Source organism: Homoserinimonas sp. A447 (genome assembly GCF_054489325.1).
Genome location: NZ_JBTMWW010000001.1, coordinates 18,544 through 41,303, shown reverse-complemented (window position 1 = coordinate 41,303; position 22,760 = coordinate 18,544). Strand labels below are relative to the sequence as shown.

General features: G+C 66.1%; 21 protein-coding genes and 1 tRNA gene. 8 read left to right on the top strand and 14 right to left on the bottom strand.

The genetic code is table 11. From position 1 onward, the window contains the following. Positions 1-21: 21 nt before the first annotated feature. Positions 22-1,368 (bottom strand): 4-aminobutyrate--2-oxoglutarate transaminase, encoded by a 1,347-nt coding sequence (gene gabT / locus ACX3O0_RS00200; RefSeq protein WP_459106352.1) that lies wholly within the window; start codon positions 1,366-1,368, stop codon positions 22-24. A gap of 107 nt (positions 1,369-1,475) precedes the next feature. Here gabT and ACX3O0_RS00195 point away from each other — a divergent pair, with 107 nt between their 5' ends. Further along, complete coding sequence (locus ACX3O0_RS00195) at positions 1,476-3,008, top strand: PucR family transcriptional regulator (RefSeq protein WP_459106351.1); 1,533 nt, start codon at positions 1,476-1,478, stop codon at positions 3,006-3,008. A 104-nt stretch (positions 3,009-3,112) separates the two neighbouring features. Here ACX3O0_RS00195 and hpaB read toward each other — a convergent pair whose 3' ends face one another. Together hpaB and ACX3O0_RS00185 are read right to left on the bottom strand one after the other, a co-directional pair. Beyond that, positions 3,113-4,570: a 4-hydroxyphenylacetate 3-monooxygenase, oxygenase component gene (gene hpaB, locus ACX3O0_RS00190; RefSeq protein WP_459106350.1), complete on the bottom strand. Its 1,458-nt coding sequence runs from the start codon at positions 4,568-4,570 to the stop codon at positions 3,113-3,115. Positions 4,571-4,651: 81 nt separating this feature from the next. Then, positions 4,652-5,209 (bottom strand): flavin reductase family protein, encoded by a 558-nt coding sequence (locus tag ACX3O0_RS00185; RefSeq protein WP_459089875.1) that lies wholly within the window; start codon positions 5,207-5,209, stop codon positions 4,652-4,654. 118 nt (positions 5,210-5,327) lie between these two features. Here ACX3O0_RS00185 and ACX3O0_RS00180 point away from each other — a divergent pair, with 118 nt between their 5' ends. Next, complete coding sequence (locus ACX3O0_RS00180) at positions 5,328-6,026, top strand: IclR family transcriptional regulator (RefSeq protein ID WP_459106349.1); 699 nt, start codon at positions 5,328-5,330, stop codon at positions 6,024-6,026. A 21-nt stretch (positions 6,027-6,047) separates the two neighbouring features. Here ACX3O0_RS00180 and ACX3O0_RS00175 read toward each other — a convergent pair whose 3' ends face one another. Both ACX3O0_RS00175 and ACX3O0_RS00170 read right to left on the bottom strand, forming a co-directional pair. Further along, the gene (locus tag ACX3O0_RS00175) at positions 6,048-6,293 is read right to left on the bottom strand and encodes a hypothetical protein (RefSeq protein WP_459106348.1); all 246 of its coding nucleotides are present in this window, start codon (positions 6,291-6,293) and stop codon (positions 6,048-6,050) included. A 2-nt stretch (positions 6,294-6,295) separates the two neighbouring features. Further along, positions 6,296-7,819 carry a molybdopterin-dependent oxidoreductase gene (locus tag ACX3O0_RS00170; RefSeq protein ID WP_459106347.1) on the bottom strand — a complete coding sequence of 508 codons (1,524 nt, stop codon included), beginning with the start codon at positions 7,817-7,819 and terminating at the stop codon, positions 6,296-6,298. 179 nt (positions 7,820-7,998) lie between these two features. On the opposite strand from ACX3O0_RS00170, the gene focA reads away from it, so the two are divergent. The 6 genes from focA (at position 7,999) to hpaD (ending at position 14,652) form a co-directional block, all read left to right on the top strand. Then, entirely contained in the window at positions 7,999-8,868 is an 870-nt protein-coding gene (gene focA, locus ACX3O0_RS00165; RefSeq protein ID WP_459089867.1) for a formate transporter FocA, read from the top strand. A 69-nt stretch (positions 8,869-8,937) separates the two neighbouring features. After that, complete coding sequence (locus tag ACX3O0_RS00160; protein ID WP_459106346.1) at positions 8,938-10,407, top strand: fumarylacetoacetate hydrolase family protein; 1,470 nt, start codon at positions 8,938-8,940, stop codon at positions 10,405-10,407. Beyond that, positions 10,395-11,066: a GntR family transcriptional regulator gene (locus ACX3O0_RS00155; protein WP_459106345.1), complete on the top strand. Its 672-nt coding sequence runs from the start codon at positions 10,395-10,397 to the stop codon at positions 11,064-11,066. Before ACX3O0_RS00160 ends, ACX3O0_RS00155 begins: the two co-directional genes overlap by 13 nt. Continuing rightward, entirely contained in the window at positions 11,063-12,007 is a 945-nt protein-coding gene (dapA, locus tag ACX3O0_RS00150; protein WP_459106344.1) for a 4-hydroxy-tetrahydrodipicolinate synthase, read from the top strand. Before ACX3O0_RS00155 ends, dapA begins: the two co-directional genes overlap by 4 nt. Then, positions 12,007-13,503 (top strand): 5-carboxymethyl-2-hydroxymuconate semialdehyde dehydrogenase, encoded by a 1,497-nt coding sequence (gene hpaE / locus ACX3O0_RS00145; protein ID WP_459106343.1) that lies wholly within the window; start codon positions 12,007-12,009, stop codon positions 13,501-13,503. The genes dapA and hpaE overlap by 1 nt, the downstream gene beginning before the upstream one ends. Before the next feature lie 99 nt (positions 13,504-13,602). Beyond that, the gene (hpaD, locus tag ACX3O0_RS00140; protein ID WP_459106342.1) at positions 13,603-14,652 is read left to right on the top strand and encodes a 3,4-dihydroxyphenylacetate 2,3-dioxygenase; all 1,050 of its coding nucleotides are present in this window, start codon (positions 13,603-13,605) and stop codon (positions 14,650-14,652) included. A gap of 103 nt (positions 14,653-14,755) precedes the next feature. Here the strand turns inward: hpaD and ACX3O0_RS00135 are convergent, their stop codons facing one another. From ACX3O0_RS00135 to ACX3O0_RS00095, 9 genes are all read right to left on the bottom strand, one after another. After that, complete coding sequence (locus ACX3O0_RS00135; RefSeq protein WP_459093676.1) at positions 14,756-15,970, bottom strand: MFS transporter; 1,215 nt, start codon at positions 15,968-15,970, stop codon at positions 14,756-14,758. Positions 15,971-15,974: 4 nt separating this feature from the next. Continuing rightward, the gene (locus tag ACX3O0_RS00130) at positions 15,975-16,562 is read right to left on the bottom strand and encodes an isochorismatase family protein (RefSeq protein WP_459093675.1); all 588 of its coding nucleotides are present in this window, start codon (positions 16,560-16,562) and stop codon (positions 15,975-15,977) included. 32 nt (positions 16,563-16,594) lie between these two features. Then, positions 16,595-17,581: a Gfo/Idh/MocA family protein gene (locus ACX3O0_RS00125; protein ID WP_459106341.1), complete on the bottom strand. Its 987-nt coding sequence runs from the start codon at positions 17,579-17,581 to the stop codon at positions 16,595-16,597. Positions 17,582-17,647: 66 nt separating this feature from the next. Beyond that, positions 17,648-18,505, bottom strand: coding sequence for a hypothetical protein (locus ACX3O0_RS00120; protein WP_459093673.1), 858 nt, complete (start codon positions 18,503-18,505; stop codon positions 17,648-17,650). A 238-nt stretch (positions 18,506-18,743) separates the two neighbouring features. Next, positions 18,744-18,878: a methionine/alanine import family NSS transporter small subunit gene (locus ACX3O0_RS00115; RefSeq protein WP_459106340.1), complete on the bottom strand. Its 135-nt coding sequence runs from the start codon at positions 18,876-18,878 to the stop codon at positions 18,744-18,746. Continuing rightward, entirely contained in the window at positions 18,875-20,497 is a 1,623-nt protein-coding gene (locus ACX3O0_RS00110; protein WP_459106339.1) for a sodium-dependent transporter, read from the bottom strand. The genes ACX3O0_RS00115 and ACX3O0_RS00110 overlap by 4 nt, the downstream gene beginning before the upstream one ends. A 367-nt stretch (positions 20,498-20,864) precedes the next feature. Next, on the bottom strand, positions 20,865-22,001 hold the full coding sequence (locus ACX3O0_RS00105) for a hypothetical protein (protein ID WP_459106338.1): 1,137 nt from the start codon (positions 21,999-22,001) through the stop codon (positions 20,865-20,867). A gap of 5 nt (positions 22,002-22,006) precedes the next feature. Then, positions 22,007-22,333 (bottom strand): PadR family transcriptional regulator, encoded by a 327-nt coding sequence (locus ACX3O0_RS00100; RefSeq protein WP_459093669.1) that lies wholly within the window; start codon positions 22,331-22,333, stop codon positions 22,007-22,009. A 309-nt stretch (positions 22,334-22,642) separates the two neighbouring features. Continuing rightward, positions 22,643-22,718: transfer RNA gene (locus ACX3O0_RS00095), tRNA-Thr, on the bottom strand. Positions 22,719-22,760: the final 42 nt, after the last annotated feature.

The following is a 22,760-nucleotide window of genomic DNA, read 5'->3' as shown; positions in this document are numbered from 1 at the left end:
GTGATACTCATTCCTTGAGGGTTAAGAGACGCTGGCGAGGCCGTCGGCGAGCACCTGCAGGCCCTCGTCGAGCAGCGCGTCGCCGATGGCGAGCGGCGGAAGCAGGCGGATGACGTTGCCGTACGTTCCGCAGGTCAGCAGGATGACGCCGTTGCGGTGGGCATAGGCGGCGACCTCCTTGGCGAGGGCGGCATCCGGCTCGGTGGTGCCCGGCTTGACCAGCTCGATGGCGACCATGGCGCCGCGTCCGCGCACGTCGCCGATGCGGGCATCCGTCGACTGGATGCCACGCAGCCGGTCGAGCAGCACGTCACCGAGCTGGGCGGCGCGGGCGACGAGGCCCTCATCCTCGATGGTCTGGTAGCTGGCGAGGGCGGCGACGCAGGCAATCGGGTTGCCGCCGTAGGTTCCGCCGAGGCCGCCGGGCATCGGGGCGTCCATGATCTCGGCGCGGCCGGTGACGGCGGCCAGCGGGAGTCCGCCGGCGATGCCTTTCGCTGTCACAATCAGGTCGGGGACGATGCCCTCGTGCTCGGAGGCGAACAGCGCGCCGGTGCGGGCGAATCCGGACTGCACCTCATCGGCGATGAACACCACGCCGTTGGCGCGAGCCCAGTCGACCAACGTGGGCAGGAATCCCTCGGCCGGAACGATGAACCCGCCCTCGCCCTGGATCGGCTCGATGATGATCGCGGCCAGGTTCTCGACGCCGACCTGCTTCTCCATCTGGTCGATGGCGCGGGCGGCAGCCTCGGCACCGGTCAGGCCGTCCCGGAACGGGTACGACATCGGCGCCCGGTACACCTCGGAAGCGAACGGGCCGAATCCACTCTTGTACGGCACGTTCTTCGCGGTGAGAGCCATGGTCAGGTTGGTCCGGCCGTGGTAGGCGTGGTCGAACGCGACGACCGCCTGCCTGCCGGTGTACGCGCGGGCGATCTTGACCGCATTCTCGACGCCCTCCGCTCCGCTGTTGAACAGGGCGGAGCGCTTCTCGAAGTCACCCGGCGTGATGCGGTTGAGCAGTTCGGCAACCTCCACATACGAGCTGTACGGGGTGACCATGAAGCAGGTGTGGGTGAACGCCTCGACCTGCGCCTTGACCGCCTCGACAACGGCGGGCGCCGCGTTGCCGATGGTGGTGACGGCGATGCCGGAGCCCAGGTCGATGAACGAGTTGCCGTCGACGTCGACCAACACGCCGCCACCGGCCGCAGCGGTGTAGACGGGCATGGTGGTGCCGACAGCGGATGAGACGGCCTGGCTCTTGCGGGCGGCCCACTCCTGCGAGTTCGGGCCGGGCACGATGGCGCCCGCCGTCCTGACCTGGTCGAGTTTCGGTCCACCAGTGATGGTCGCAGCCTGCATGTTGCACTCCTAATCGGTAAGTCCTGATCTCAGGCTAGTCCGCGCATCCGCCCCGGTCGCTATCATCTTTGCCCTGCAGTAGTCCCGAATTTGTGCAACGATGCCATATGCCGTCTGTCGCCGAGATCATCGCCATCCCCGCGTTGTCGCTCGATGCCGTCGCCCTCCCGCGACCGGATGCGCAGGCGCGCTGGGTCGCCACCAGCGAGCTGGACGACCCATCCCCGTTCCTCGAGGGGGGCGAGATCCTTCTCACCACCGGCCTGGTCGCGCGTGACGCCGCCCAGTGGCGACGATTCGTCGGGCAACTGCTCGATGCCGGCGTCGTGGCGCTCGGATTCGGGGTGGGACTCAGCCACCCGGATGTTCCGGGCGGGCTTCGCAAAGCAGCCACCGAGCTATCGCTCAACCTCTTCAGCGTGCCACGGCCGGTGCCCTTCATCGCCGTGAGTCGCGCGGTCGCCGACCTGCTGTGGGCCTCCGAACGGGAAACTGACCGCCAGGCGCTGCAGCACCAGCAGGAGCTCACCGGGGCCGCCATCGGAGGGCCGGCCGAACTGGTGGCGACGCTCGCCAGGATCGTCGGCGGCGACGCGGTGCTGTGTACACCAGACGGAACCACGATCGCCGGATGGCCGGCAGCCGGCCTGCTGGAGCGCGCACTCCCGCACATCGCCAGGATGAACGCAGTCGGCGTCCGTGGCGCCGCCGTCGACATCGGGCGCGACTCCCGGGTTGTGGTGCTGCCCGTGGGGGTCGGGAGCCAGGCAGAGGCGTACCTGGCGGTCGAAACCGACTCGACGGCGGCAGGCGCGCAGCGCGCGGCCGTCACCACCGCCGTCGCCCTGCTCAGCCTGGACCGGGCGAGAGCGCGTGCCGAGCTCGACGCCGACCGTCGCATCCGGGCGGGCGCGCTGTCGCTGGCACTGCAGTCCGACACGGAAGCTGCCCGATCACTTCTGGCCGGTACGGCGCAGAGCGCAACGCTGCCCAGGTCCCGTGCGCGAGTGCTGCGTGCGCGCGGGTCGAGCAGTGCGCTGGATCGCGCCCTCACCCTGCTCGAACGCGACTCAGCCGAGCTCGGGCATCCGCTCGCCGCCCGCACGGAACCGGGGTCGGACACCGACCAGCTGATCGCGATCATCCAGGCCGGGGACGAGTACGTGGAGGCCGCGCTGCGGCTGCTGAACGGGCTGGAGGTCGGCGTCGGCCCGGCGCGCCCTCTGGCGGCGCTCGCCCAGAGCGACGACGGTTCCCGCAACGCGCTGGCCGCGGCATCCGCTGTTCGCCCGGTGGTGGTGTGGACCGAGCTCGCCCGGGCCGGCATCGACAGCCTGGTCGACCCGGGCACCCTGTCTGCGTTCGCCGAAAGCCTGCTCGACACGGTGCTGACGCGGGCGGATGCCACGGAGCTGCTCGACGGCCTCCGCGCCTTCCTCAGCCACAACGGCCACGTCGGTCCGGCCGCGGACAGCCTCGGCATCCACCGGAACACCCTCCGCAACCGGCTGGCGACAGCCGAAGACCTGCTCAGCCGGTCGCTGCACGACCCACAGTTGCGTTCAGACCTGTGGGTGGCGCTGAAGCAGGTGGGCGGCCCTTCGGCGGGCTCCTGGAGCCTGGGCGGTACCGCTCGCTGAACCGGGCGGCTCTTCCCGAACGATGACGGAGTTCGTCTTCGATGACGGTGTTTGAAACAGGGTCATCGACGACAAACTCCGTCATCGTCGAGGAGTCGCCGCGATTACGCCCCTTCGCGCGCCAGGAAGTCGCGGATGCGCTGCTGGAACGGCTCCGTGTCATAGCCCTTCACCATCGCGCCGGCCATGCGCACCGGGTCGCCGAAGAAGAAGTACTCGTACAGCGCCTGCCTGCTTGAGAACCCGGAAATCGAGGCGTCGTAGGCGAGCTTGAACAGCTTGATCCGCTCCGGCCCGGTCAGCGACTTGCCCTGCAGGTACAGCTCGATGTCGCCGATCGCCTCGCTGGCGATGTCCGCCTCGCCGGGCAGCGCCATCAGCCCGCTGGCACAGAACTTGCGGATGATCTGCGGGAAGCGCTGGGCCACCTTCGGATACCAGTTGCGCGCCGCGTTCAGGGTAGACCACTTCGGGGTCATCATCCCCCACTGGTTGAGTTCGGCATCCGCTTCGGCCGCCCGCATGAGCGCGCGCCCGATCTCGACGTCGACAATGAGCTCGGCCACGTCCTCCTGGATGTGCTGGAAACCGTCGATGCCGATCGAGTCGGCGATCTCGGTGGCGAGGCCCAGGAAGAACTCGCTCTTGGCGATGGTGCGGGTGACCACCTGCTGGGTCATCAGCGCGCCGGCGCCCGTCTCGGTGTAGAACGCGTTGCAGAGTTCCGGATGCCCGAGCAGGAAGATCCGCTCGTTGGGGATGAAGACGTTGTCGAAGACGACGACAGCGTCCATCTCCTCGAAGCGGCTCGCCAGCGGCTCGTCGAAGTGGCTGCCGCCGTTGTGCAGCGAGGTGCGGCACAGGTAGCGCAGGCCGGGGGCGTCGTTCTGGATGGCGAAGGCGTAGGAGTATGGGGCGTCCTCCGGGGTGCCGCGCAGCACCGTCGACGGGAACACCAGCAACTCGTCGGCGATCGGCGCGACCGTGGCGAGCATCCGCGCACCGCTGATGACGATCCCGTCTTCGCGCTCCTCCACGATGCGGGCGGAGAGCTGGCCGCCCAGCTGCTCACTGCCCGAAACCGAGCGGTTCACCTGCGGCGGGATCAGCGTGTGGGTGGCCAGCAGGTCGTTCTCGCGGGCGAACTCGTAGTAGTTGCGGATGCGTTCGCCGTACTCAGGTCCGGCCTGCGAGAACCACTTCTCGGCGGCGGCGAGCGCGGTCAGCGAGCTGTTCATGTAGTCGCCGGTGCGTCCGAGGAAACCGTTGGTGTACTCCGCCCACACCTTGATGCCGGCGCGGCGGTGTTCGAGGTCTTCAATGGTCTTCGGGATGAGGAACGAGACGCCGACCTTGTCGCCGGTCGAGGGCGAATCGTAGGTGAGGGCATCCGCGTACTGCGGGTCGTGCTGCAGGTCGAACAGCTTCGCGTAGGTGCGCGCGACATTCTTGAATGCCGGATGCTCGGCGACATTCTCGCTGACCACCTCACCATCGATGGTCAGATGCGGTCGCATCGAGTTCAGCTTGTCGAGGTACTGCTGTCCGGTACGTGCTCCCATGTGGGTGACTCCTTCGTCTTGGTTAGGCGGGTTGAGCTTGTCGAAACCAGCCGAGCCCCGGCGAGGCAACGGCCGGCACTGTTACAGCAGGGCCTCGTGGCCCAGCAGGTATTCGGGGATGGTGGTGAAGCGTCCGTTGACGAAGCCGAGGGCGTCGCCTGCGCGGTAGTCGAAGTCCTGCACTTCGCCGAGGAACAGCGTGTGGTCGCCGCCGGGGTAGGTCGCCCAGGGCGTGCACTGGAAGTAGGAGAGCACTCCGCTCAACCGAGGCGCCGTGTCGCCCTCGACCCACAGTGGCTCGGCCCCCGGCTTGCCGGCGAAGTGGCTGGCGATTGCCTCCTGCTCGGCGCCGAGGACGTTCACCGTGAACGGTCGCCCCTCCAGTTGGTCGTGGGCGTTCGTTGTGTGCGCGATGCTCACCAATACGAGCGGCGGATCCATGGAGACGGACGTGAAGGAGTTGACCGTGATGCCGTGCCTGCCGCGCCCCACTTGTGCTGAGCTCGTCGAAGTGTCGAAGGTGACGACCGCGACGCCGGTGGCGAACCGTCCGAGGCTTCCGCGGAACAGGTGTTGCTGAGAGCGGTACAGCTTGGACTCCGGCTTGAACCCGCCGGTCTGTGGTGCGGTGGCAATCATCGTCGATCCCTCGTGGGTCTTTGTGCGGCACTAGCCGACTGTGTTCTATAATCGAACACAACGTTCTCTATAAGAACGATAACTCATTCAGACCGATGATGACAAGGTGCCGACGGCGATGACCCAGGAAACCCCGCACTCCCAGACGCTGTCCCGCGGCATCCGCGTGCTGGAGATTCTCGCCGAGTCCACCGCGCCGATGACCATCGCCGAAGTGGCCGGGGCGCTCGGAGTCCACCGCTCGATCGCCTACCGGATCCTGCGCACGCTCGAGGATCACGGAGTCGTCGTGCGCGACGCATCCGGCGCTCTTTCGCTGGGCCCACGGATGGCGGCGCTCGCCCGTGGAGTCTCCCGCGACCTGCAGGCCGCCGCCCTGCCAGAACTGACCGCGGCCGCGAACGAACTCGGGATGACGACCTTCATGTCGCTGCTCGACCGGCACGAGGTGGTCACCCTGGTCAGCGTCGAGCCGCGCCACGCGCACGCCGCGGTCGCGCAGAGGCCCGGGACGCGGCATCCGCTCGCCGTCGGAGCCCCAGGCATCGCGATCCAGTCCGCACTCAGCGAAGCACAGTGGCGGGCGGTCTCACCCGGTGAGCCCAAGCGCCGGGAGGCGGCGGATGCTGCGACGCACGGTTACGCCACCAGTCACGATGAGGTCATCGCCGGGTTGCAGTCGGTCGCGGTCCCGCTCACGCTTGCCGGGCATCCGCCGGCGTCGGTGGCAGTGGTCTACGTCGCGACTGAGCTCTCGGTGGAGCAGATTTCCGCACGGCTCACCACCGCGGCCGCCGCTATCGCCCGGGAACTGTGATCCCGGGATCTGTGACTGGGCTCAGCGGACGACGCGGAAGTCTCCAGCGCTCGCCAGGGCAGCGTCGATCGCATCCACGTCGACCGTCACACTGTCCAGGTGCTTGACGAAGAGGTCGGCAGTCTCGGATTCGGTTACCTCGAATGCCGCCGCGCCGAGGCCCAGGTCGGCGAACACGTCGTAAAGGGACTGGAGCGCCAGGTTGACGTCCTCCTGGGTGCGCACTCCCGAGACACGCAGGCTGGTGGAAGCAATGTGGTCGTTCATGGTCAAATCCTTCCATTCAGGGCCTGCAGTGCGGAGTCCTCGCGGGTTCCGCCTCGCCCATCGCCATACTCGGCATAGTCGGCGACCCAGCGGATCGACTGCACCCACTTGACCATCTTGTACCCGTGGTTCGACTCGACCCTCATCCGCGCCGGAGCACCGAGGTGCAGGTCGAGCGGCTCACCGTTGCGCTCGATTGCCAGAATCGTGTCATCTTCAGCGGCAGTCTCCAGGTCGTACACGGAATAGAACGGTTCGCGCGGACGGTTGTCGATCATCTTCTGCGCCAGGCCGTACGACTCGACGAGCACATAGTTGGCGCCCTCCGGCCTGGGGCCGAGCAATTCGAGCAGGTCGGTCAACCGCACCCCTGACCAGCGCGAGGTCGCCGACCAACCCTGCATGCAGGTGTGGGTCGCGATGTACGAACGTTGCGGCAGCTTGCGGATGTCATCGAGCGTGAGCACCATGGACTTCCCGCTGAGGTCGTCGCCGATCGTGATGGTGTAGCCCTCCCAGTTGCTGTCGCGAGAGGCGATCCACTCGGGAGACTCGTCCACGGTCGGAGGCAGCCCGTTGGTCCAGTGGAACTCGGAGATGTCTTTCTCCGTATACGCGCCCTGCTCTGCGCTTCGCGGACGCATCCAGTTGAGGAAGACCTTCCGACCGATCTCGGTGAGCCTCACCAGGAAGTTGTGCGCACGCGGCCGGTCGGCCAGAGTCCAGTAGCTCAGGGCGATCCAGAACACGATCACCGCGACGATGGTGGCGATCATGATAACGAGAGCCTGGGCGTAGCGGGCGGTGTCGACGTCGCCGAAGACCATGTGGACGACGTTGTTCTCGCGGTGCACGAGGAACACCAGGCACACGTGCATGACGATGAACCCGGCCATCATCACCATCGCGATGAAGTGCAGCGACCGCGCACCCTGGTGCCCACCCCAGAACTTCACGTACCACGGGTAGCGGGAGCGAATGGCCGGCGACATGGCGACGCCGGTGAGCATCATGAACGGCGCGAGGATGAAGATGACAAAGGTGTAGCCGAGCATCTGCAGTGCGTCGTAGGGCTGGAAGTGCTCAATCGACGGGACGCCGAAGCCGGCATAGATGACGAAGGACTCCCAGGCCTCGGGGATCACTTCCCACGAGGTCGGGATGATTCGCTGCCAGAGTCCGGTGGCGAAGAGCAGAATCACGTAGACGAGGCCGTTGAGCACCCACAGCATCACTGACAGACCGTGCCAGTGTCGCCCGAGCCCGACGTTCTCGCGGCCGGGGAGCGAGATGAGTGGCGAGAGCGACTTCTCGTCCATCAGGGAGGTGTAGACACCCTCCTCCTTCGGCAGCTTCCGCCTGGTGAAACGCAGCCACTCCTTGCCGGGGGCGCTGTCATTGCTCCACCACAGTCGGGGCAGCGACGACAGGATCTCCCAACCGGAGCGCAGCAGCATGCCGATGAGCACGAAGTTGATCAGGTGCGTGGCCTGCAGCCAGAACGGGAAATCGGGATTGCTATTCATGTTCTACTCGCTCCTTCGACTGCCCTGCCTTGCGGTGCTCGTACGGTCAGGCTACCAATCAGCCGAGTCGTTTGGCAGGCGGCAGGCACCTTTCGAAGCACACCCTTTGCTCCGCGGTGCCCGCCGCATAGACTTCCCATCGACTGGCGTCCATGACGCGTCGTCAGAGGGGGTAGCAGATGCCTGGACCTGATAGCCCGGTGATGTTCTCGCCGGCCGAAATGGCCGCTGTTGCCGAGAACGCCCTGGCACACAAGGCCCTCAATCATCCGTACCGGGCATTCATGCTGTCCCTGTCGGGCGGAGGTTACATCGCCCTTGGTTTCGTGTTCTTCACCACGAGCCAAATCGGCACCTCTGACGCGCTCGGTTACGGCATGGGGCGGGTGATCGGTGGCCTTGCCTTCTCGGTGGGCCTGGCCCTCGTCGTCCTCACCGGTGCGGAACTGTTCACCTCCACATCGATGACGCTGGTGGCGCGCGCTTCGGGCCTCATCACCTGGCCTCGGCTATTCATGCACTGGGGCATCGTGTACATCGGCAACTTCTTCGGTGCCGCAACGATCCTGGCGCTGTGCTGGTTCGGCGGCACCTGGCATCAGGCGGGTGGACGATGGGGGAAGGTGATTCTCGACACCTCATTGACCAAGCTGGAGCATCCGTTCATGGAGGCTTTCTTTCTCGGAATCGCGTGTAACCTCCTGGTCTGCCTCGCCGTCTGGGTGGCCTTCGCCGGTCGCACCATCACCGACAAGGTGCTGGCCGTCACCGGCCCGATCGCGCTCTTCGTCGCCGCCGGGTTCGAGCACTCGGTCGCCAATATGTTCATGGTCCCGTTCGGCATCCTCATCAAGGACCTGGCCGGCCCCGAGTACTGGGCAGAGGTCGGCGCAGCCCAGGCCGATTATGCGCTTCTCACCTGGGGCCAGTTCTTCGCCGGAAACCTGCTGCCGGTGACTCTCGGCAACATCATCGGCGGCGGCATCATGATCGGCGCCTACTACTGGCTCATCTTCCGGCTCGGCGAGAAGCACCAGCTGACCGACTAGCGAGAACGGGGCTGGGTAGAACGCTCGACACTGCCCCCAGGATGATATACGATTTCGTACACTATGACGATGACGCAGAGCGACGACGGTTCGACGCACCCCCTTGGAACGGCTGGCAGCCTGCTGGCGACCCGCCCGGGCAAGGTGATCGCCGTTCACCTCAACTACCCGAGCCGCGCGGCCGAACGCGGGCGCACGCCGGAACAGCCGGGCTACTTCCTGAAGCCCGCCACCTCCCTCAGCGCCTCCGGCGGCACTATCGAGCGACCGGCCGGATGCGAGTTGCTGGCCTTCGAAGGCGAGATCGCCCTGGTCATCGGCCGGACGACCCGTCGCGTCACGCCGGAGGAAGGGTGGGCATCCGTCTCCCACGTCACCGCCTCCAACGACTGTGGCGTCTACGACCTGCGCTACGCCGACAAAGGCTCCAACCTGCGATCGAAGGGCGGCGACGGGTTCACCCCGATCGGGCCGGCTCTGATCAAGGCGGCGGATGTCGACCCAGCCGCACTACGCATCCGCACCTGGCTGAACGGTGAGCTGGTGCAGGAGGACAGCTCGTCGACGCTGCTCTTCCCCTTCGGCCTGCTCGTCGCCGACCTCTCGCAACTGATCACGCTGGAGCAGGGAGACGTCATCCTGACCGGAACCCCGACGGGGGCATCCGTGATGCAGCCGGGCGACGTCGTCGAGGTCGAGGTGGACGGCAGCGGTCACACCACCGGGCGCCTCGTCACCACCGCCACCCAGGGCACGGAATCCCTCGGCGCGTTCAGCGCGCAGCCGAAAGCCGATGACACGCAGCGGGCCGAAGCGTGGGGTGCCACCCTCCGCGGGTTGAGCGAGGCCCTCCTCACCCCCGAACTCAAGGCGCGCATCAACTCGGTCGGCACCGCAACGCTCAGCTCGCAGCTCCGCAAGCGCGGACTCAACAACGTCAGCATCGATGGCCTCACCTCAACGAAACCCGAGAAACGGCTGGTCGGCATCGCCCAGACCCTCCGCTTCATCCCGAATCGCGAAGACCTGTTCACCGAGCACGGCGGCGGCTACAACGCCCAGAAGCGCGCGTTCGACGCCCTGGGACCCGACGACGTGCTGGTGGTCGAGGCCCGCGGCGAGCGCGGCACGGGAACCGTCGGCGACATCCTCGCCCTCCGCGCGCAGGTGAACGGAGCAGCCGGCATCGTCACCGACGGGGGCGTGCGCGACCTGGTTGCTGTGAGCGAACTCGACATCCCCACCTATCACGCCGGCCCGCACCCCGCGGTGCTCGGCCGCAAGCACGTTCCGTGGGACACCGGCCTGACGATCGCCTGTGGCGGCGCAGCGGTGCAGCCCGGCGACGTGATTGTCGGCGACGCCGACGGGGTGCTGGTCATCCCCCCGGCCATCATCGAGGAGCTGGTGACGGATGCCATCGAGCAGGAACGCCAGGAAACCTTCATCGCCGAGATGGTCGCCGCGGGCGAAGGGGTGGACGGCCTGTACCCGATGAACGCCGACTGGAAAGCGCGGTACCAGCAATGGCTGCAGTGACAGCACCTGGCAAATCGCAGCTGGCTTATCAGTCGATCAAGCAACGCATCAGCGACGGAACGTTCAGTCCGGGCTACCGGCTGGTGCTGAACCGGCTGGCCGACGAGCTCGGCGTGAGCGTCGTCCCGGTGCGCGAGGCGGTGCGGATGCTCGAGGCCGAGGGCCTCGTCACCTTCGAGCGCAACGTGGGTGCCCAGGTCGCCATGCTCGACCCGGACGAGTATCGCACCACCATGCAGACGCTCAGCCTGGTCGAGGGTTATGCCACCGCGACGTCAGCACCGTTCATGACCGCGGACGACATCGCCCGTGCCCGCGCCATCAACAAGCGGATGCTGGACAGCCTGGGACACTTCGATCCGGTCACGTTCACCCGGCTCAACCTGGACTTCCACGGCGTGCTGTTCGAGCACTGCCCGAATGCGCACGTGCTCGAGCTTGTCCATCGCGGCTGGGCGCGGCTTCGCGCACTGCGCGAGTCGACGTTCAGCTTCGTCCCCGGCCGGGCGCAGGGCTCGGTCGATGAGCACACGCACCTGCTCGACCTGATCGAGCGTGGAGCAGAGCCGCTCGACATCGAGCTCGCCGCCCGAAACCACCGCTTGGCAACGCTCGACGCGTTCCTCGACCACCAGCACGACCGGAAGGAAACCGCATGAAGTTCCGCAGCGACCCCAGGCAGATCACCGGCTCGATCGCCCCGGTCATGTCGCCGTTCCACGCGAACGGGGAACCGGACCTGAAAAGCCTGGAAAATCTCATCAACTGGCAGATCGCATCCGGCGCCCACGGCATCTCGATCGGCGGCTCAACCGGGGAGCCGAGCGCGCAGTCGATCGAGGAGCGGGCATCCGCCATCAAGCTGGCCGCCCGCGTCATCGACGACCGAGTGCCGTTCGTGCCGGGGACCGGCACCTCAAAGCTTGCCGAGACCCTCGAGCTGACCAGCATCGCCCGCGACGCTGGGGCGGATGCCGCGCTCATCATCACCCCGTACTACGCCCGTCCCACCCAGGAGGCGCTGTACGTCTGGTACAAGACGGTCGCCGACGAGTTCCCCGACCTGCCGATCATCATCTACAACGTGCCGTCCCGCACCGCCGTCGACATCGCGCCTGAGACGGTCGCCCGCCTGTTCCACGACGTCGACAACGTGGTCGGCATCAAGGAGACCACGAAGGACTTCGAGCACTTCTCCCGGGTCATGCACCTGTGCGGCCCGGACCTGCTGGTCTGGAGCGGCATCGAACTGCTCTGCCTGCCGCTGCTCGCCCTCGGCGGCGTCGGCTACATCAGCGCCACCTCCAACATCGCCCCGGTCGCACACGCCCAGATGTACGAGGCGTGGGTCGCCGGCGATGTCCCGAAGGCCCGCGAAATCCATTACGGCCTGCACCCGCTGGTCGACCTGCTCTTCGTGGAGACCAATCCGGCGCCCGGCAAGTGGGTGCTCGAACAGCTCGGGCTCATCGAGTCCGGTTTTGTGCGCCCACCCCTGATCACGCCGACGGATGCCGGCATCGACAAGATCAAGACCCTCATGACGGCGGGCCAGCAGTACCTCTCCCCCGTCGACGGCTTCATGGTTGGAGGCAAGTAATGACTCATCACATCCCGGCGAACCTGCCGAAGAAGATCCTGCACTTCATCGGCGGCGAGTTCGTCGACAGCGTGTCGGGCAGCACCTTCGACGTGCTCGACCCGGTGTCGAACCAGGTCTATGTGAAGGCGGCTGCGGGCCAGGCTGAGGATATCGACCGCGCCGTCGCAGCAGCGAAAGACGCGTTCGACAACGGCCCGTGGCCGCGGATGCTCCCCCGGGCCCGCGCACGCGTTCTCAACAAGATCGCGGATGCCGTCGAGGCCGAAGACGCGAAGCTCGCCGAACTGGAGAGCTTCGACACCGGTCTGCCGATCACCCAGGCGCGCGGGCAGGCGCAGCGGGCGGCGGAGAACTTCCGCTTCTTCGCCGACCTCATCGTCGCCCAGGCCGACGACACCTACCAGGTTCCCGGCCGCCAGGTGAACTACGTCAACCGCAAGCCGGTCGGCGTCGCCGGGCTGATCACCCCGTGGAACACCCCGTTCATGCTGGAGAGCTGGAAGCTCGCCCCGGCCCTCGCCTCCGGCTGCACCGTGGTGCTGAAGCCGGCCGAGTTCACCCCACTCTCGGCAAGCCTGTGGGCGGAGATCTTCCGCGCGGCCGGCGTACCCGACGGGGTATTCAACCTGGTCAACGGACTGGGTGAGGAGGCAGGCGACGCGCTGGTGAAGCATCCGGATGTCCGCCTGATTTCGTTCACCGGCGAGACGACAACCGGCCAGCTGATCTTCGCCAATGCTGCGCCGATGCTGAAGGGCCTGTCGATGGAGTTGGGCGGCAAGTCCCCGGCTGTCGTCTGGGCAGATGCCGACCTGGACGCCGCCATCGACTCGACCCTGTTCGGCGTCTTCTCGCTCAACGGCGAGCGTTGCACGGCAGGAAGCAGGATCCTGGTTGAACGAGAGATCTACGACGAGTTCTGCGAGCGTTACGCCGCGCGCGCGAAGAACATCGTCGTCGGCGACCCGCACGACCCGAAAACCGAGGTAGGCGCGCTCGTGCACCCGGAGCACTACGACAAGGTGATGAGCTACGTCGAAATCGGCAAGGGCGAGGGACGGCTGCTCGCCGGCGGCGGGCGGCCGGAGCACCTTCCGGACGGCAACTACGTCTCCCCCACCGTGTTCGCCGACGTGAAGCCGGATGCGCGCATCTTCCAGGAGGAGATCTTCGGGCCAGTCGTCGCCATCACCCCGTTCGACACCGACGAGGAAGCGCTTGAGCTTGCGAACGGGGTCAAGTACGGGCTGGCGGCCTACCTGTGGACCAGCGACCTCACCCGGGCGCACAACTTCGCCCACTCGGTGGAGGCCGGCATGGTGTGGCTGAACTCGCACAACGTGCGGGACCTCCGTACCCCGTTCGGCGGCGTCAAGGCCAGCGGGCTCGGCCACGAGGGCGGCTACCGTTCGATCGACTTCTACACAGAACAGCAGGCCGTGCACATCACGCTCGGCGAAGTGCACACCCCTCGATTCGGAGCACCCGCATGACCCAGCCGCCCTGCGCAATAGTGCCCGTTCCGGAGAGATGCACCCGGCAGAACAGGCACATCTCTCCGGAACGGGCACTTTCAGAGCAAGGATTCGCACATGAGTAACGCCCCCGACATCATCCGCTCCGCCTACGCCGAGCTGATCGTCAGCGACCTGGCCGCATCGCGCCACTTCTACGTCGACGTGCTCGGCCTGGTGGTCACGCACGAGGACGAGAACGCGATCTACCTGCGCGCCTTCGAGGAGTACCTGCACCACTCGCTGATCCTGCGCACGGGCCCGGTGCCCGCGCTGGCGGCGCTCGCCTACCGGGTGCGTTCGCAGGACGAAGTCAAGGTGGCAGCCGCCTACTTCGAGAACCTCGGATGCCCGGTCGAGCACCGGGCGGCCGGGGCAACCCGCGGGGTCGGTGAAGCGGTGCGCGTCGAGGACCCACTCGGCTTCCCGATCGAGTTCTTCTACGACTCCGACCACGTCGAACGCTTCACCCGGCGCTATGACGTGCACGGTGCCGGCGCCATCTCGCGACTGGACCACTTCAACGTGGTGACCCCGGACATCCGCGTCGCCAGCGACTACTACGAAGCACTCGGCTTCAAGGTGTCTGAAGACATCCAGGACGAGGACGGCACCGTCTTCGCGTCCTGGATGTACCGCAAGGCCACCGTGCACGACGTCGCCTTGACCGGCGGCGACGGACCGCGAATGCACCACATCGCCTTCGCCACCCACGAGCGCCACCAGATCCTGCACATCTGCGACCACCTGGGCGCACTGCGGATGTCTGACCGCATCGAGCGCGGACCGGGTCGCCACGGGGTGTCCAACGCGTTCTACCTCTACCTGCGCGACCCCGACGGCCACCGCATCGAGATCTACACGCATGATTACTACACCGGCGACCCCGACAACCCGACCCTCACTTGGGATGTCCATGACAACCAGCGCCGCGACTGGTGGGGAAACCCGGTCGTGCCCAGCTGGTACTCGGAGGCCTCCACCGTTCTCGGGCTGGACGGTCAGCCGAAAGCACTGGTGCACCGCGAGGAGGAGAAGGAGGCGGACGTCACCATCGGCGCCGACGGCTTTTCCTACACACGTGCCGGCGAAGCGATGCCCGAGTACAAGCTCGGCAACCAGCTGTAACCCCTGCAGGTCGACTCCATCCCAACCGCGAGCCGGTTTGTTGACCGCCGGGCGCATTAACCCGCCTCGGGGTCAACAAACCGGCTCGCGGTTGGTGCGGAGGCTACAGCGCGCCCTCGTCGCCGGCCTCCGCCGTGGCGTCGCCGGCCGGCCGCGGGTGCCGCGGCACCGCCGGCTCGCGCAGCAGGAACGCCAGTGCGAACGCCACGACCGTGAGTCCGGCGAGGATCGCGTACGTGAGGCGCAGGTCCGTGGCATCCGCGATCCAGCCGAGAAGCGGGCTGAATAGTCCGCCGACCGTCACCGCCATGCCCACTGTCACGCCGCTCGCGATGCCGATGCGGTTCGGCAGGTAGTCCTGCCCGAGGATGACGAACACGGCAAACGGCATGAAGATCGTGACGCCGCAGATGGCGACGAAGATCAGCGCGACCACCCAATCCTGCGCGAGGGCGAGGCCGACCATCGCCGGAATGGCGAGTGCGAATCCCAGGCGGATGCTGACCAGTCGCCCCAGCCGGTCGGCCGTCCAGCCGCCGATAACGGTTCCCACCGCGCCGGCGAACAGGAACACCGTCAGCGCCACGCCACCAACCACCTCGGAGGTGCCGAAGTCGTTGATGAAGTACAGGGCGACGAACGAGATCGTGCCGAAGAATACGATCGAGCGGACCACGACGACCGCCGTCAGCTTCAGGAAGGCCGGCCAGTCATCCGTCCCTGGCGGATGCGCGGGGCGCTTTTGCGAGCCCTTCTTGCCATCGAGAACGGTGCGCAGCCGGATGACCAGCAGCGTCGCCATGAGGGCGGCCGGGATGACGAGCAGCACGCTGCCGCTGAGTCCGGTGATCAGCAGGAGCGGGGTGGCCACCAGCGACCCGAGGGCGAACCCGACGTTGCCTCCCAGCGCGAACACGCTCATCGCCCGGTTGCTGTTGCCTGAGGCCTGCCTGGCAGCCCTGGCCGCCTCCGGGTGGAACGCGGCGATTCCCACCCCGGACAATGCGATCACCAGCCATGTCATCCAGTACTCGACAGTGAAGGCGACCAGGCCGACGCCGATCGCCGCGGTGAGCATCCCGGCGGGGATCAGCCAGCGGCGCGGCCGCCGGTCGCCCCACCAGCCGAACGCAGGCTGCACCACCGACGACAGCACGTTCGCAGCGAGCACCAGGCCAGCGACCGCCGCATAACTGTAGTGCCGCTCGGCCACCAGGAACGGGAGCAGGGCAGGAACGACCCCCTGATAGAAGTCGTCGAAGACGTGGGCGGATGCCAGCAGGGCGACACCGCGGCGGTTCACCCGCCGTGCACTCATAGAGTCACTTCGCAGCAGAGCTCACGAGTTCGACGCCGGCGTGACCGAGCTCGATCAGCGCGGCATCGCTCGACTCCGGGGCTACCCCGGCCACCAGGTCGGTGAGCACGCGAACGCGCCGGCCATGCTCGACGGCGTTCAGCGCGGATGCCCGCACGCAGTAGTCGGTGGCAATACCGACGACATCGATGTCGAGCACGCCGAGCTCATCCAGCTTGTCGGCCACCGTCGCACCATCCTCCGTAGTGCCCTCGAAGATGGAGTACGCCGGAACCCCCTGGCCCTTCTTCACGTGCACACCGACCGGCTGGGTGTCGAGTGCCGGGTGGTACTCGGCACCCGGTGTCTCAGCCACGCAGTGAACCGGCCAGGTCGTCACGAAGTCTGGCGGAGCATCCGTCGCGAAGTGTCCACCGTTGTCGCCATTGGCGTTGTGCCAGTCGCGGGAGGCGAAAACGTGGTCGTAGCGGTCGGGGAACGTGTGCAGGAGCTCACTGATGCCGGCGGCCACCGCAGCACCACCGGTTACCCCAAGGGCCCCGCCCTCGGTGAAGTCGTTCTGCACGTCAATGATGAACAGGGCGCGAGTCATGGCCTAATTCTACTTTCTTGCGCCAAGACGTGTCAGGCATCGGCCGCGTAGACCAGCCCAATCTGGCGCCGCACCTCGTCGAGCGTCTCCATAATGCTGATGGATTCAGCCGGTGGCAGGATGCTCCCGCTGATCTCCCCGGCGGCAACCAGGCGTTCCAGCTCCCAGGCCTGGTACTGCATGCCGCGGCTGGCTTCGCTCGGTTCGATCCGCTCCACGACAGTGCCGCTGCGATCGAACACGGTGATCGCGGTCGGCGTGTACCAGACCGCGTCGAACTGGATGCGACCGGCCGTGCCGATGATCATCGCCGTGTTGGGACCCGGGGTGTCGAGCGCCGTGTGCAGCACCGCCTGCCGGCCACCCTCGAAGCCGAGGATGATCGACGTCTGCCGGTCGACACCGGTGGCAGACAGCTCGGCGATCGCAGCAACCTGGGTGGGCACCCCGAAGAGTTCGTGGGCGAAGGAGACCGGGTAGATCCCCAGGTCGAGCAACGCTCCCCCGGCGAGGGTGAGGCTGTTGATCCGGTTCTCCGGGTCGGTGGACAGCAACTGATTGTGGTCGGCGATGAGGGCACGCGGCTCGCCGATCGCCCCATCCGCGAGCAGCTGACGCACCCGTTCCGACCGCGGGAGGAACCGCGTCCACATGGCTTCGAGCACCACCAGGCCGCGGTCGGCAGCGAGGGCGACCACCTCCCTGGCTTCTGCGGCGTTCACCGTGAACGGCTTCTCCAGCAGCACGTGCTTTTCTGCTTCCAGCGCGAGCTTCGCGCCCGGCGCGTGGAAGGGGTGCGGCGTCGACACGTAGACGACGTCAACCTCGGGATCGGCGACCAGCGCCTCGTAGCTCGCGTGAGCGGTCGGGATTCCGAATTCTGCAGCGAACGCGTCAGCGGACGCCTTCGAGCGCGATCCGACGGCCGTCACCGTGAACCCGTTGTCAACCAGGTCCCGAGTCTGCAGGTGGGCGATGCCACCAGTGCCGAGAATCCCCCAGCGAAGTGCCGACGACATCCGTTCCCCTCTGAAGCGTCCCGCACGGGAGGCTTCCTCTAGGAATGGTATCTAGCCGATGAGGAGCTAGCAGCCACCCCAGCGGGCCGCGGCGCGGCTGAAGCTGTATGCCTCGTTCGGCACGCCACCGTGGGTCATCGCGAAATAGATGCAGACCCCGGAGGTGGCACCGGCGTAGGACGGCTTGTACAGGGAGTTGCGGTGTGACGTCGAGTTCCACCACTTGCTGGCCGCACTCGCGCCACTGTCGCCCGAGCCGCCGGCCAGGTTGCCGTCGCAGCCGACGCTGGGCACTCCGTCGCTGCGGGAAGAGCCGATGTGGCCCCACGCGCTGGACGGGTCGGTGCTCGGATCTTCGGCCATCCAGATAAGGCGGGCCTCAAGGCAGGAGTCGTAGCGGATGTTCGACATCGGCACCGGCTGCAGGCAGTTGGCCACGCGGATGGCGTTGTACTGGCTGGCGAACGAGGCCAGGTCGCCTGAGGTGGTTCCGGTGATCATCCCGCCACCGGCAGAGACACCGGGCGCTCCAGCGGTCGAGCCGCCGATGTTGCCGGGACAGGTGAACCCGGCAGCCTCAGCAGCAGCGCGTCGTGCGGCGGTACCGCTCGCCCGGTCGCTCTTGTTGAGGACCGGCTTCGGGATGGGCTTGGGAACCGGCTTCTGGGCCAGGTGCTCGGAGTCGGTGGCCAGCATGGCCTCGCGCTCCGCAGCGGTCTGTGGTGTCTCGCTGGCACCGGTCTCGAGTGTTGTGGTCGCAATCTGTGCCGCTGCGCTGGCATCCGTGGCGAACATCGGGCCGGCAACCTGTGCCGCATAGGCCGGGGTTTCCTCGACCAGGGACGGACCGCTGCCGCCGACAAAGGGGAGGACGAGGGTGATCACCGCTGTGAAAAGCGCGACGAGTAGCGCTGAACGCTTCATCTGATCCCCCGTAAAGAAACTCGTTATGTACCCCGAAAACGATGTTAGGTCAAGAATAGGTACCCCGACCGGGCACATCAAGCAATCTCGGGGCACTGGACCCCGATTGCCACCTGTATTGGGGGTGTTTCGCAGGCAATTCCCAGAAATCTCGGGGGGACAGAACGATCGTTTTGTCCCCCAAAATCGCGTTTGTACCCTTTACCTGACAGTGCGCGCGCGGGCGCGACGAAGTCGCCTAGAGCTCGATAGGCGGGGCCGGCTCCGTCTCTGCTACCTCAGGATGGCGCGCGAGATTGACGACGGCGGCGACCAATCCGCCCCACACAGTAGCCATGGCGATGATCATCATGACGAGGGCTGTCGGTGTCATGAGCGTTCTCCACTCTTCGTCGGAGCGACCACGCGCACGGTGTCGGTCTCCGGATCCGGATCGTAGTGCTCCTCAGTGAGGAACTCGTCGTACTCTGGGTCATCCCTGGCGCGCGAACGCCCGCTCCACGGCAGGAGCGAGAGAAGGAGCGCAAGGACGACGAGGGCGACCACCATGCCCCAGCCGAAAACGGCGAGGAACCACGTCGGGTAACCGCCGTACGGGTCGGAAATCTTCGCGATGAGTTCGCTGACGAACAGGTAGCCGAGCACGACCGGCGCCAGCCCCGCGATGAGCACCTTCCACACCAGGCTGATGCGGAAGCTCGAGCGTTCGTTCAGGTGCGCCTGCAGCGTCGGCAGTTTACCCAGCAGCCAAGCGACCACGATGACCGCGACAAACGCCACTGCCATGATGCCGAACGCGTTGACGAAGGCGTCCGTCGTGTCGAGCACCGCCAGTGCCGTGGTAGTCGAGAACAACGCCATCGACACGATGGCCAGCGGGATGGACACGGTGAGGGTCGTGCGGATACGTGTCCAGCCGAGCTTGTCTTGCAGCGCGGCAACGATCACCTCGAGGATCGAAATGAGCGATGTGACGCCGGCGAAGACCAGCGCGCCGAAGAACAGAACCCCGATGATCGTGCCACCCGTCGCCTGCGAGACGATGGTCGGGAAGGCGATGAACGCAAGGCCGATACCGGATGTCGCGACTCCCGCCACATCCGTTCCCTGCGCCTGCGCCATGAAACCGAGCGCCGCGAAGACGCCGATACCTGCGAGGATCTCGAACCCGGAGTTCGCGAAGGCGACGACCAGGCCGGAGCCGGTGAGGTCGGTCTTGCGTTTGAGGTACGAGGCGTAGGTCACCATGATGCCGAACGCGACCGACAGCGAGAAGAAGATGTGCCCGTAGGCGGATGCCCACACGCCGGGGTTGGCGAGGGCCTCCCAGTCGGGGGTGAAGAAGGCGCCCAACCCCTCCATCGCCCCGGGCAGGAACAGCGACTGCACCACGAGGATGGCGAACATCACCGTCAGCAGCGGCATCAGCACCAAGTTCGCGCGGCCGATCCCGCGCCTGACTCCGAGAGCCATGATCACGATGACCACGAGCCAAACGACCAGCAGTGGGATGCCCACCTGTGGGACGAACGTCGTCGATAAACCCCCGTCTGCGACATCCCCCATCTGCAGGAAGTCGGTGAAGAAGAAGTCCTCCTCGTTGCCCTTGCCCCAGGTGAGCTGTGCCGAGAACCATGTGTACATTGCGGCCCACGCGATGATGACGGCGTAGTACGCCGCGATGGCGACGCAGATGAGCACCTGCCACCACCCGAGCGGCTCGGCCGCCCGGTGCATCCGTCGGAACGCGAGCGGTGCCGACCCGCGAAAACGGTGCCCGATCGCATAGTCGAAGAAGAGCAACGGGATGCCGGCAGTCAACAGGGCACACAGGTACGGAATGAGGAAGGCGCCGCCGCCGCCCTCATACGCCACGTATGGAAAGCGCCAGATGTTGCCGAGGCCGACTGCGGAGCCGATGGCCGAGAGGATGAACACGTTCCGAGAGCCGAAAGCCTCACGCTTGCGAGTCTGTGTCGTTGCGGTCGCCATGCCGCGACACTACCCCCACATGACAGAAGCCGGGAGGGAACGGAGGTCCCGCCGTGACAGCACACTAGGGTTTGAGAATAACGGTGGAGCCGCCTGTCAGAATCGAACTGACGACCTTCTCATTACGAGTGCGTCTGACCCGGACAAGGGGTGCATTTCACTGATTGCATGCGTTGCACCCACTGCCGATTGCGGCACTAAGTGCACGCGTTTCGGTTCTGCGGGGACGGCACGGGGACGACGGCAAACTGACCTCGGATGCAACCAAGGCAGGTGCCGTCGAGCGGCTGCTGTTTGCTAATTTGATCGAGATCGGAATGCGGATCTCTGCCCTTGCCGGAAAACGAAGAGCACGCGGTCGATCTCGTTATCGATGTCCATCCACGATGTCCCCGGTCGTGGCCACAGCGATGTGCCTTGGGAAGCGAAGGTTGCCCACGCTGACTAGTACTACTAGCACCAAGACCCAGCGCCCCAGGAGCATCACTAGTTCAGTTGGGACGGTCATCTCCACTGTCCAGGTCATCAGTCGAAGAAAATCCACGACTGAGGCATAGCTCATCCCGATGAGGGCGACTGCGACGACGAACCCCACGACATGACCACTGACGGTGGATCGACGGGACAGTCCTGCGGCAATCACAACGACGGCCACCACTCCGCAGAGGACGGCCCAGACGGCGAAGACAGCAGAGACGGTGGCTTCTCCGAGAGCTTTGTGCGCCAACCACTCCTGGTAGACGGCGCCGTTCGCGTTTCCGCCGAAGACCAACGGGGTGCGCCCGGCCCAGGCGACGATCGAATCCACCACGCACACAGTCGCGATGAGGAGCAGGGCCCCACCGGCGAGGGCTGAGAAGATAATGCGGCGATGACGAGGGAGCAGCGCCGACGGCCGTTTGAGTGAACGAAATTCGGTGCGCAACAGCACGACGGCCATCGAGATCACAGCGATCGCCACTAAGTAGCTCACCGTGCCACGACTCAGGAGCATGTCGCCGTCGATGTAGAAGTAATTGTCGATCTGAGTCTGCGCGACGTGCGAGTATCCCGCGAGAGCAAGGAGCCAGACCGCGCCTCGGATTCGCGCTGAGACTCCGAGGGTGACCGTGACCAACGCCACGGCGAAGATGGGGCCGAGCACCGCGAAGGCGTCGAGCAGCGACGACATCGTGAATATGACGAAGTTGACGCCCGGATTTGGGTTCCAGATCGCGGCAGTCACGATGTCGGCGTATCGCGTGAGCGCGAGGAGCGCCGCGCCGAGGGCCACTCCAGCAGCAAGTCGGGCCCGACTGCGAACCTTCGCATCAGGCATCCGGCTCAGCGACGGCAGCGGCCGCTCCAGAGTCACGGCGAAGGCCAGTGAACCGATCGCGACATCGGATGCCCGAACTCCGGCCTCGGACGCGTCCCGAAGCTCCCCGAGCCACTGCTCCCGGTAGCGATCGCGGGCGGCACGCGGGAGCAGCGAAGCCGCAAGCCCCACGACCAGCTGGCTCATGCTTTTCATGCTGTCGCCACCGACGCGGACGAAGGCCGCAGGCTGGCGTTCATCGATTTGCGGGCGAAGCCCTCAATGGCCTGGGCGGCCGCCGTAACGCCGCCCTCAGTTAGCTCGTAGTACCGCCGGCGTGGCCCCGAGCGGGCATCATCCGTCTCCCAACTCGAAGTCACCCAGCCGGAGGACTCCAGCCGTTCGAGGATCGGATAGACGCTGCCAGCCGGCCTGCCGCTCAGCTTGATCACTTGCAGGCCCCAGCACGCGACGTCCGACTCGCTGAGAACCTTCAGAACATCAATGGTGGCTGGCGTGACTCGCGACAATGGTTCCATGGGTCAAATCTAGCTATATCGAGATAGCTGGTCTGCCCCCACTAGGAGGGGCTGAATGGCGGCAGGCTAAGGGGTGACAGAGCGGGTCCCCCACCTGCTTGACCGCGACGTCCCTCACGAGAATCGGCTTGCGGAACGTCGGCCGATTGTGGTGAGCACCTCCTCAGGCGCGTTCTCGGCTTGCTCGCTCAGTGAGCAACCCCAAGGACCGGCCCCGGTGCTCGGAATACGAATCTGGCGAACCCCGCTTTGGCGACGAAGGTGGGGAGTGGAGGCAAGCCTCGATCCTAGTAATGGTGGGGTTTCTCCTGGAGCCGCCTGTCAGAATCGAACTGACGACCTTCTCATTACGAGTGAGATGCTCTACCAACTGAGCTAAGGCGGCGGCTGGCGGCTTTCGCCGATGGCACAGCAAGAAAGCTTACCG

Excerpts from the sequence above, each read along its gene's own strand:
- ACX3O0_RS00160 (WP_459106346.1), top strand. The coding sequence starts at position 8,938 with ATGACGCAGAGCGACGACGGTTCGACGCACCCCCTTGGAACGGCTGGC.
- ACX3O0_RS00100 (WP_459093669.1), bottom strand. The coding sequence starts at position 22,333 with ATGGAACCATTGTCGCGAGTCACGCCAGCCACCATTGATGTTCTGAAG.
- ACX3O0_RS00135 (WP_459093676.1), bottom strand. The coding sequence starts at position 15,970 with ATGAGTGCACGGCGGGTGAACCGCCGCGGTGTCGCCCTGCTGGCATCC.
- ACX3O0_RS00105 (WP_459106338.1), bottom strand. The coding sequence starts at position 22,001 with ATGAGCCAGCTGGTCGTGGGGCTTGCGGCTTCGCTGCTCCCGCGTGCC.
- focA (WP_459089867.1), top strand. The coding sequence starts at position 7,999 with ATGCCTGGACCTGATAGCCCGGTGATGTTCTCGCCGGCCGAAATGGCC.
- hpaB (WP_459106350.1), bottom strand. The coding sequence starts at position 4,570 with ATGGGAGCACGTACCGGACAGCAGTACCTCGACAAGCTGAACTCGATG.
- ACX3O0_RS00155 (WP_459106345.1), top strand. The coding sequence starts at position 10,395 with ATGGCTGCAGTGACAGCACCTGGCAAATCGCAGCTGGCTTATCAGTCG.
- ACX3O0_RS00120 (WP_459093673.1), bottom strand. The coding sequence starts at position 18,505 with ATGAAGCGTTCAGCGCTACTCGTCGCGCTTTTCACAGCGGTGATCACC.
- ACX3O0_RS00130 (WP_459093675.1), bottom strand. The coding sequence starts at position 16,562 with ATGACTCGCGCCCTGTTCATCATTGACGTGCAGAACGACTTCACCGAG.
- ACX3O0_RS00115 (WP_459106340.1), bottom strand. The coding sequence starts at position 18,878 with ATGACACCGACAGCCCTCGTCATGATGATCATCGCCATGGCTACTGTG.
- ACX3O0_RS00170 (WP_459106347.1), bottom strand. The coding sequence starts at position 7,819 with ATGAATAGCAATCCCGATTTCCCGTTCTGGCTGCAGGCCACGCACCTG.
- hpaD (WP_459106342.1), top strand. The coding sequence starts at position 13,603 with ATGAGTAACGCCCCCGACATCATCCGCTCCGCCTACGCCGAGCTGATC.
- ACX3O0_RS00110 (WP_459106339.1), bottom strand. The coding sequence starts at position 20,497 with ATGGCGACCGCAACGACACAGACTCGCAAGCGTGAGGCTTTCGGCTCT.
- ACX3O0_RS00195 (WP_459106351.1), top strand. The coding sequence starts at position 1,476 with ATGCCGTCTGTCGCCGAGATCATCGCCATCCCCGCGTTGTCGCTCGAT.
- ACX3O0_RS00180 (WP_459106349.1), top strand. The coding sequence starts at position 5,328 with ATGACCCAGGAAACCCCGCACTCCCAGACGCTGTCCCGCGGCATCCGC.
- dapA (WP_459106344.1), top strand. The coding sequence starts at position 11,063 with ATGAAGTTCCGCAGCGACCCCAGGCAGATCACCGGCTCGATCGCCCCG.
- ACX3O0_RS00185 (WP_459089875.1), bottom strand. The coding sequence starts at position 5,209 with ATGATTGCCACCGCACCACAGACCGGCGGGTTCAAGCCGGAGTCCAAG.
- hpaE (WP_459106343.1), top strand. The coding sequence starts at position 12,007 with ATGACTCATCACATCCCGGCGAACCTGCCGAAGAAGATCCTGCACTTC.
- gabT (WP_459106352.1), bottom strand. The coding sequence starts at position 1,368 with ATGCAGGCTGCGACCATCACTGGTGGACCGAAACTCGACCAGGTCAGG.
- ACX3O0_RS00125 (WP_459106341.1), bottom strand. The coding sequence starts at position 17,581 with ATGTCGTCGGCACTTCGCTGGGGGATTCTCGGCACTGGTGGCATCGCC.
- ACX3O0_RS00175 (WP_459106348.1), bottom strand. The coding sequence starts at position 6,293 with ATGAACGACCACATTGCTTCCACCAGCCTGCGTGTCTCGGGAGTGCGC.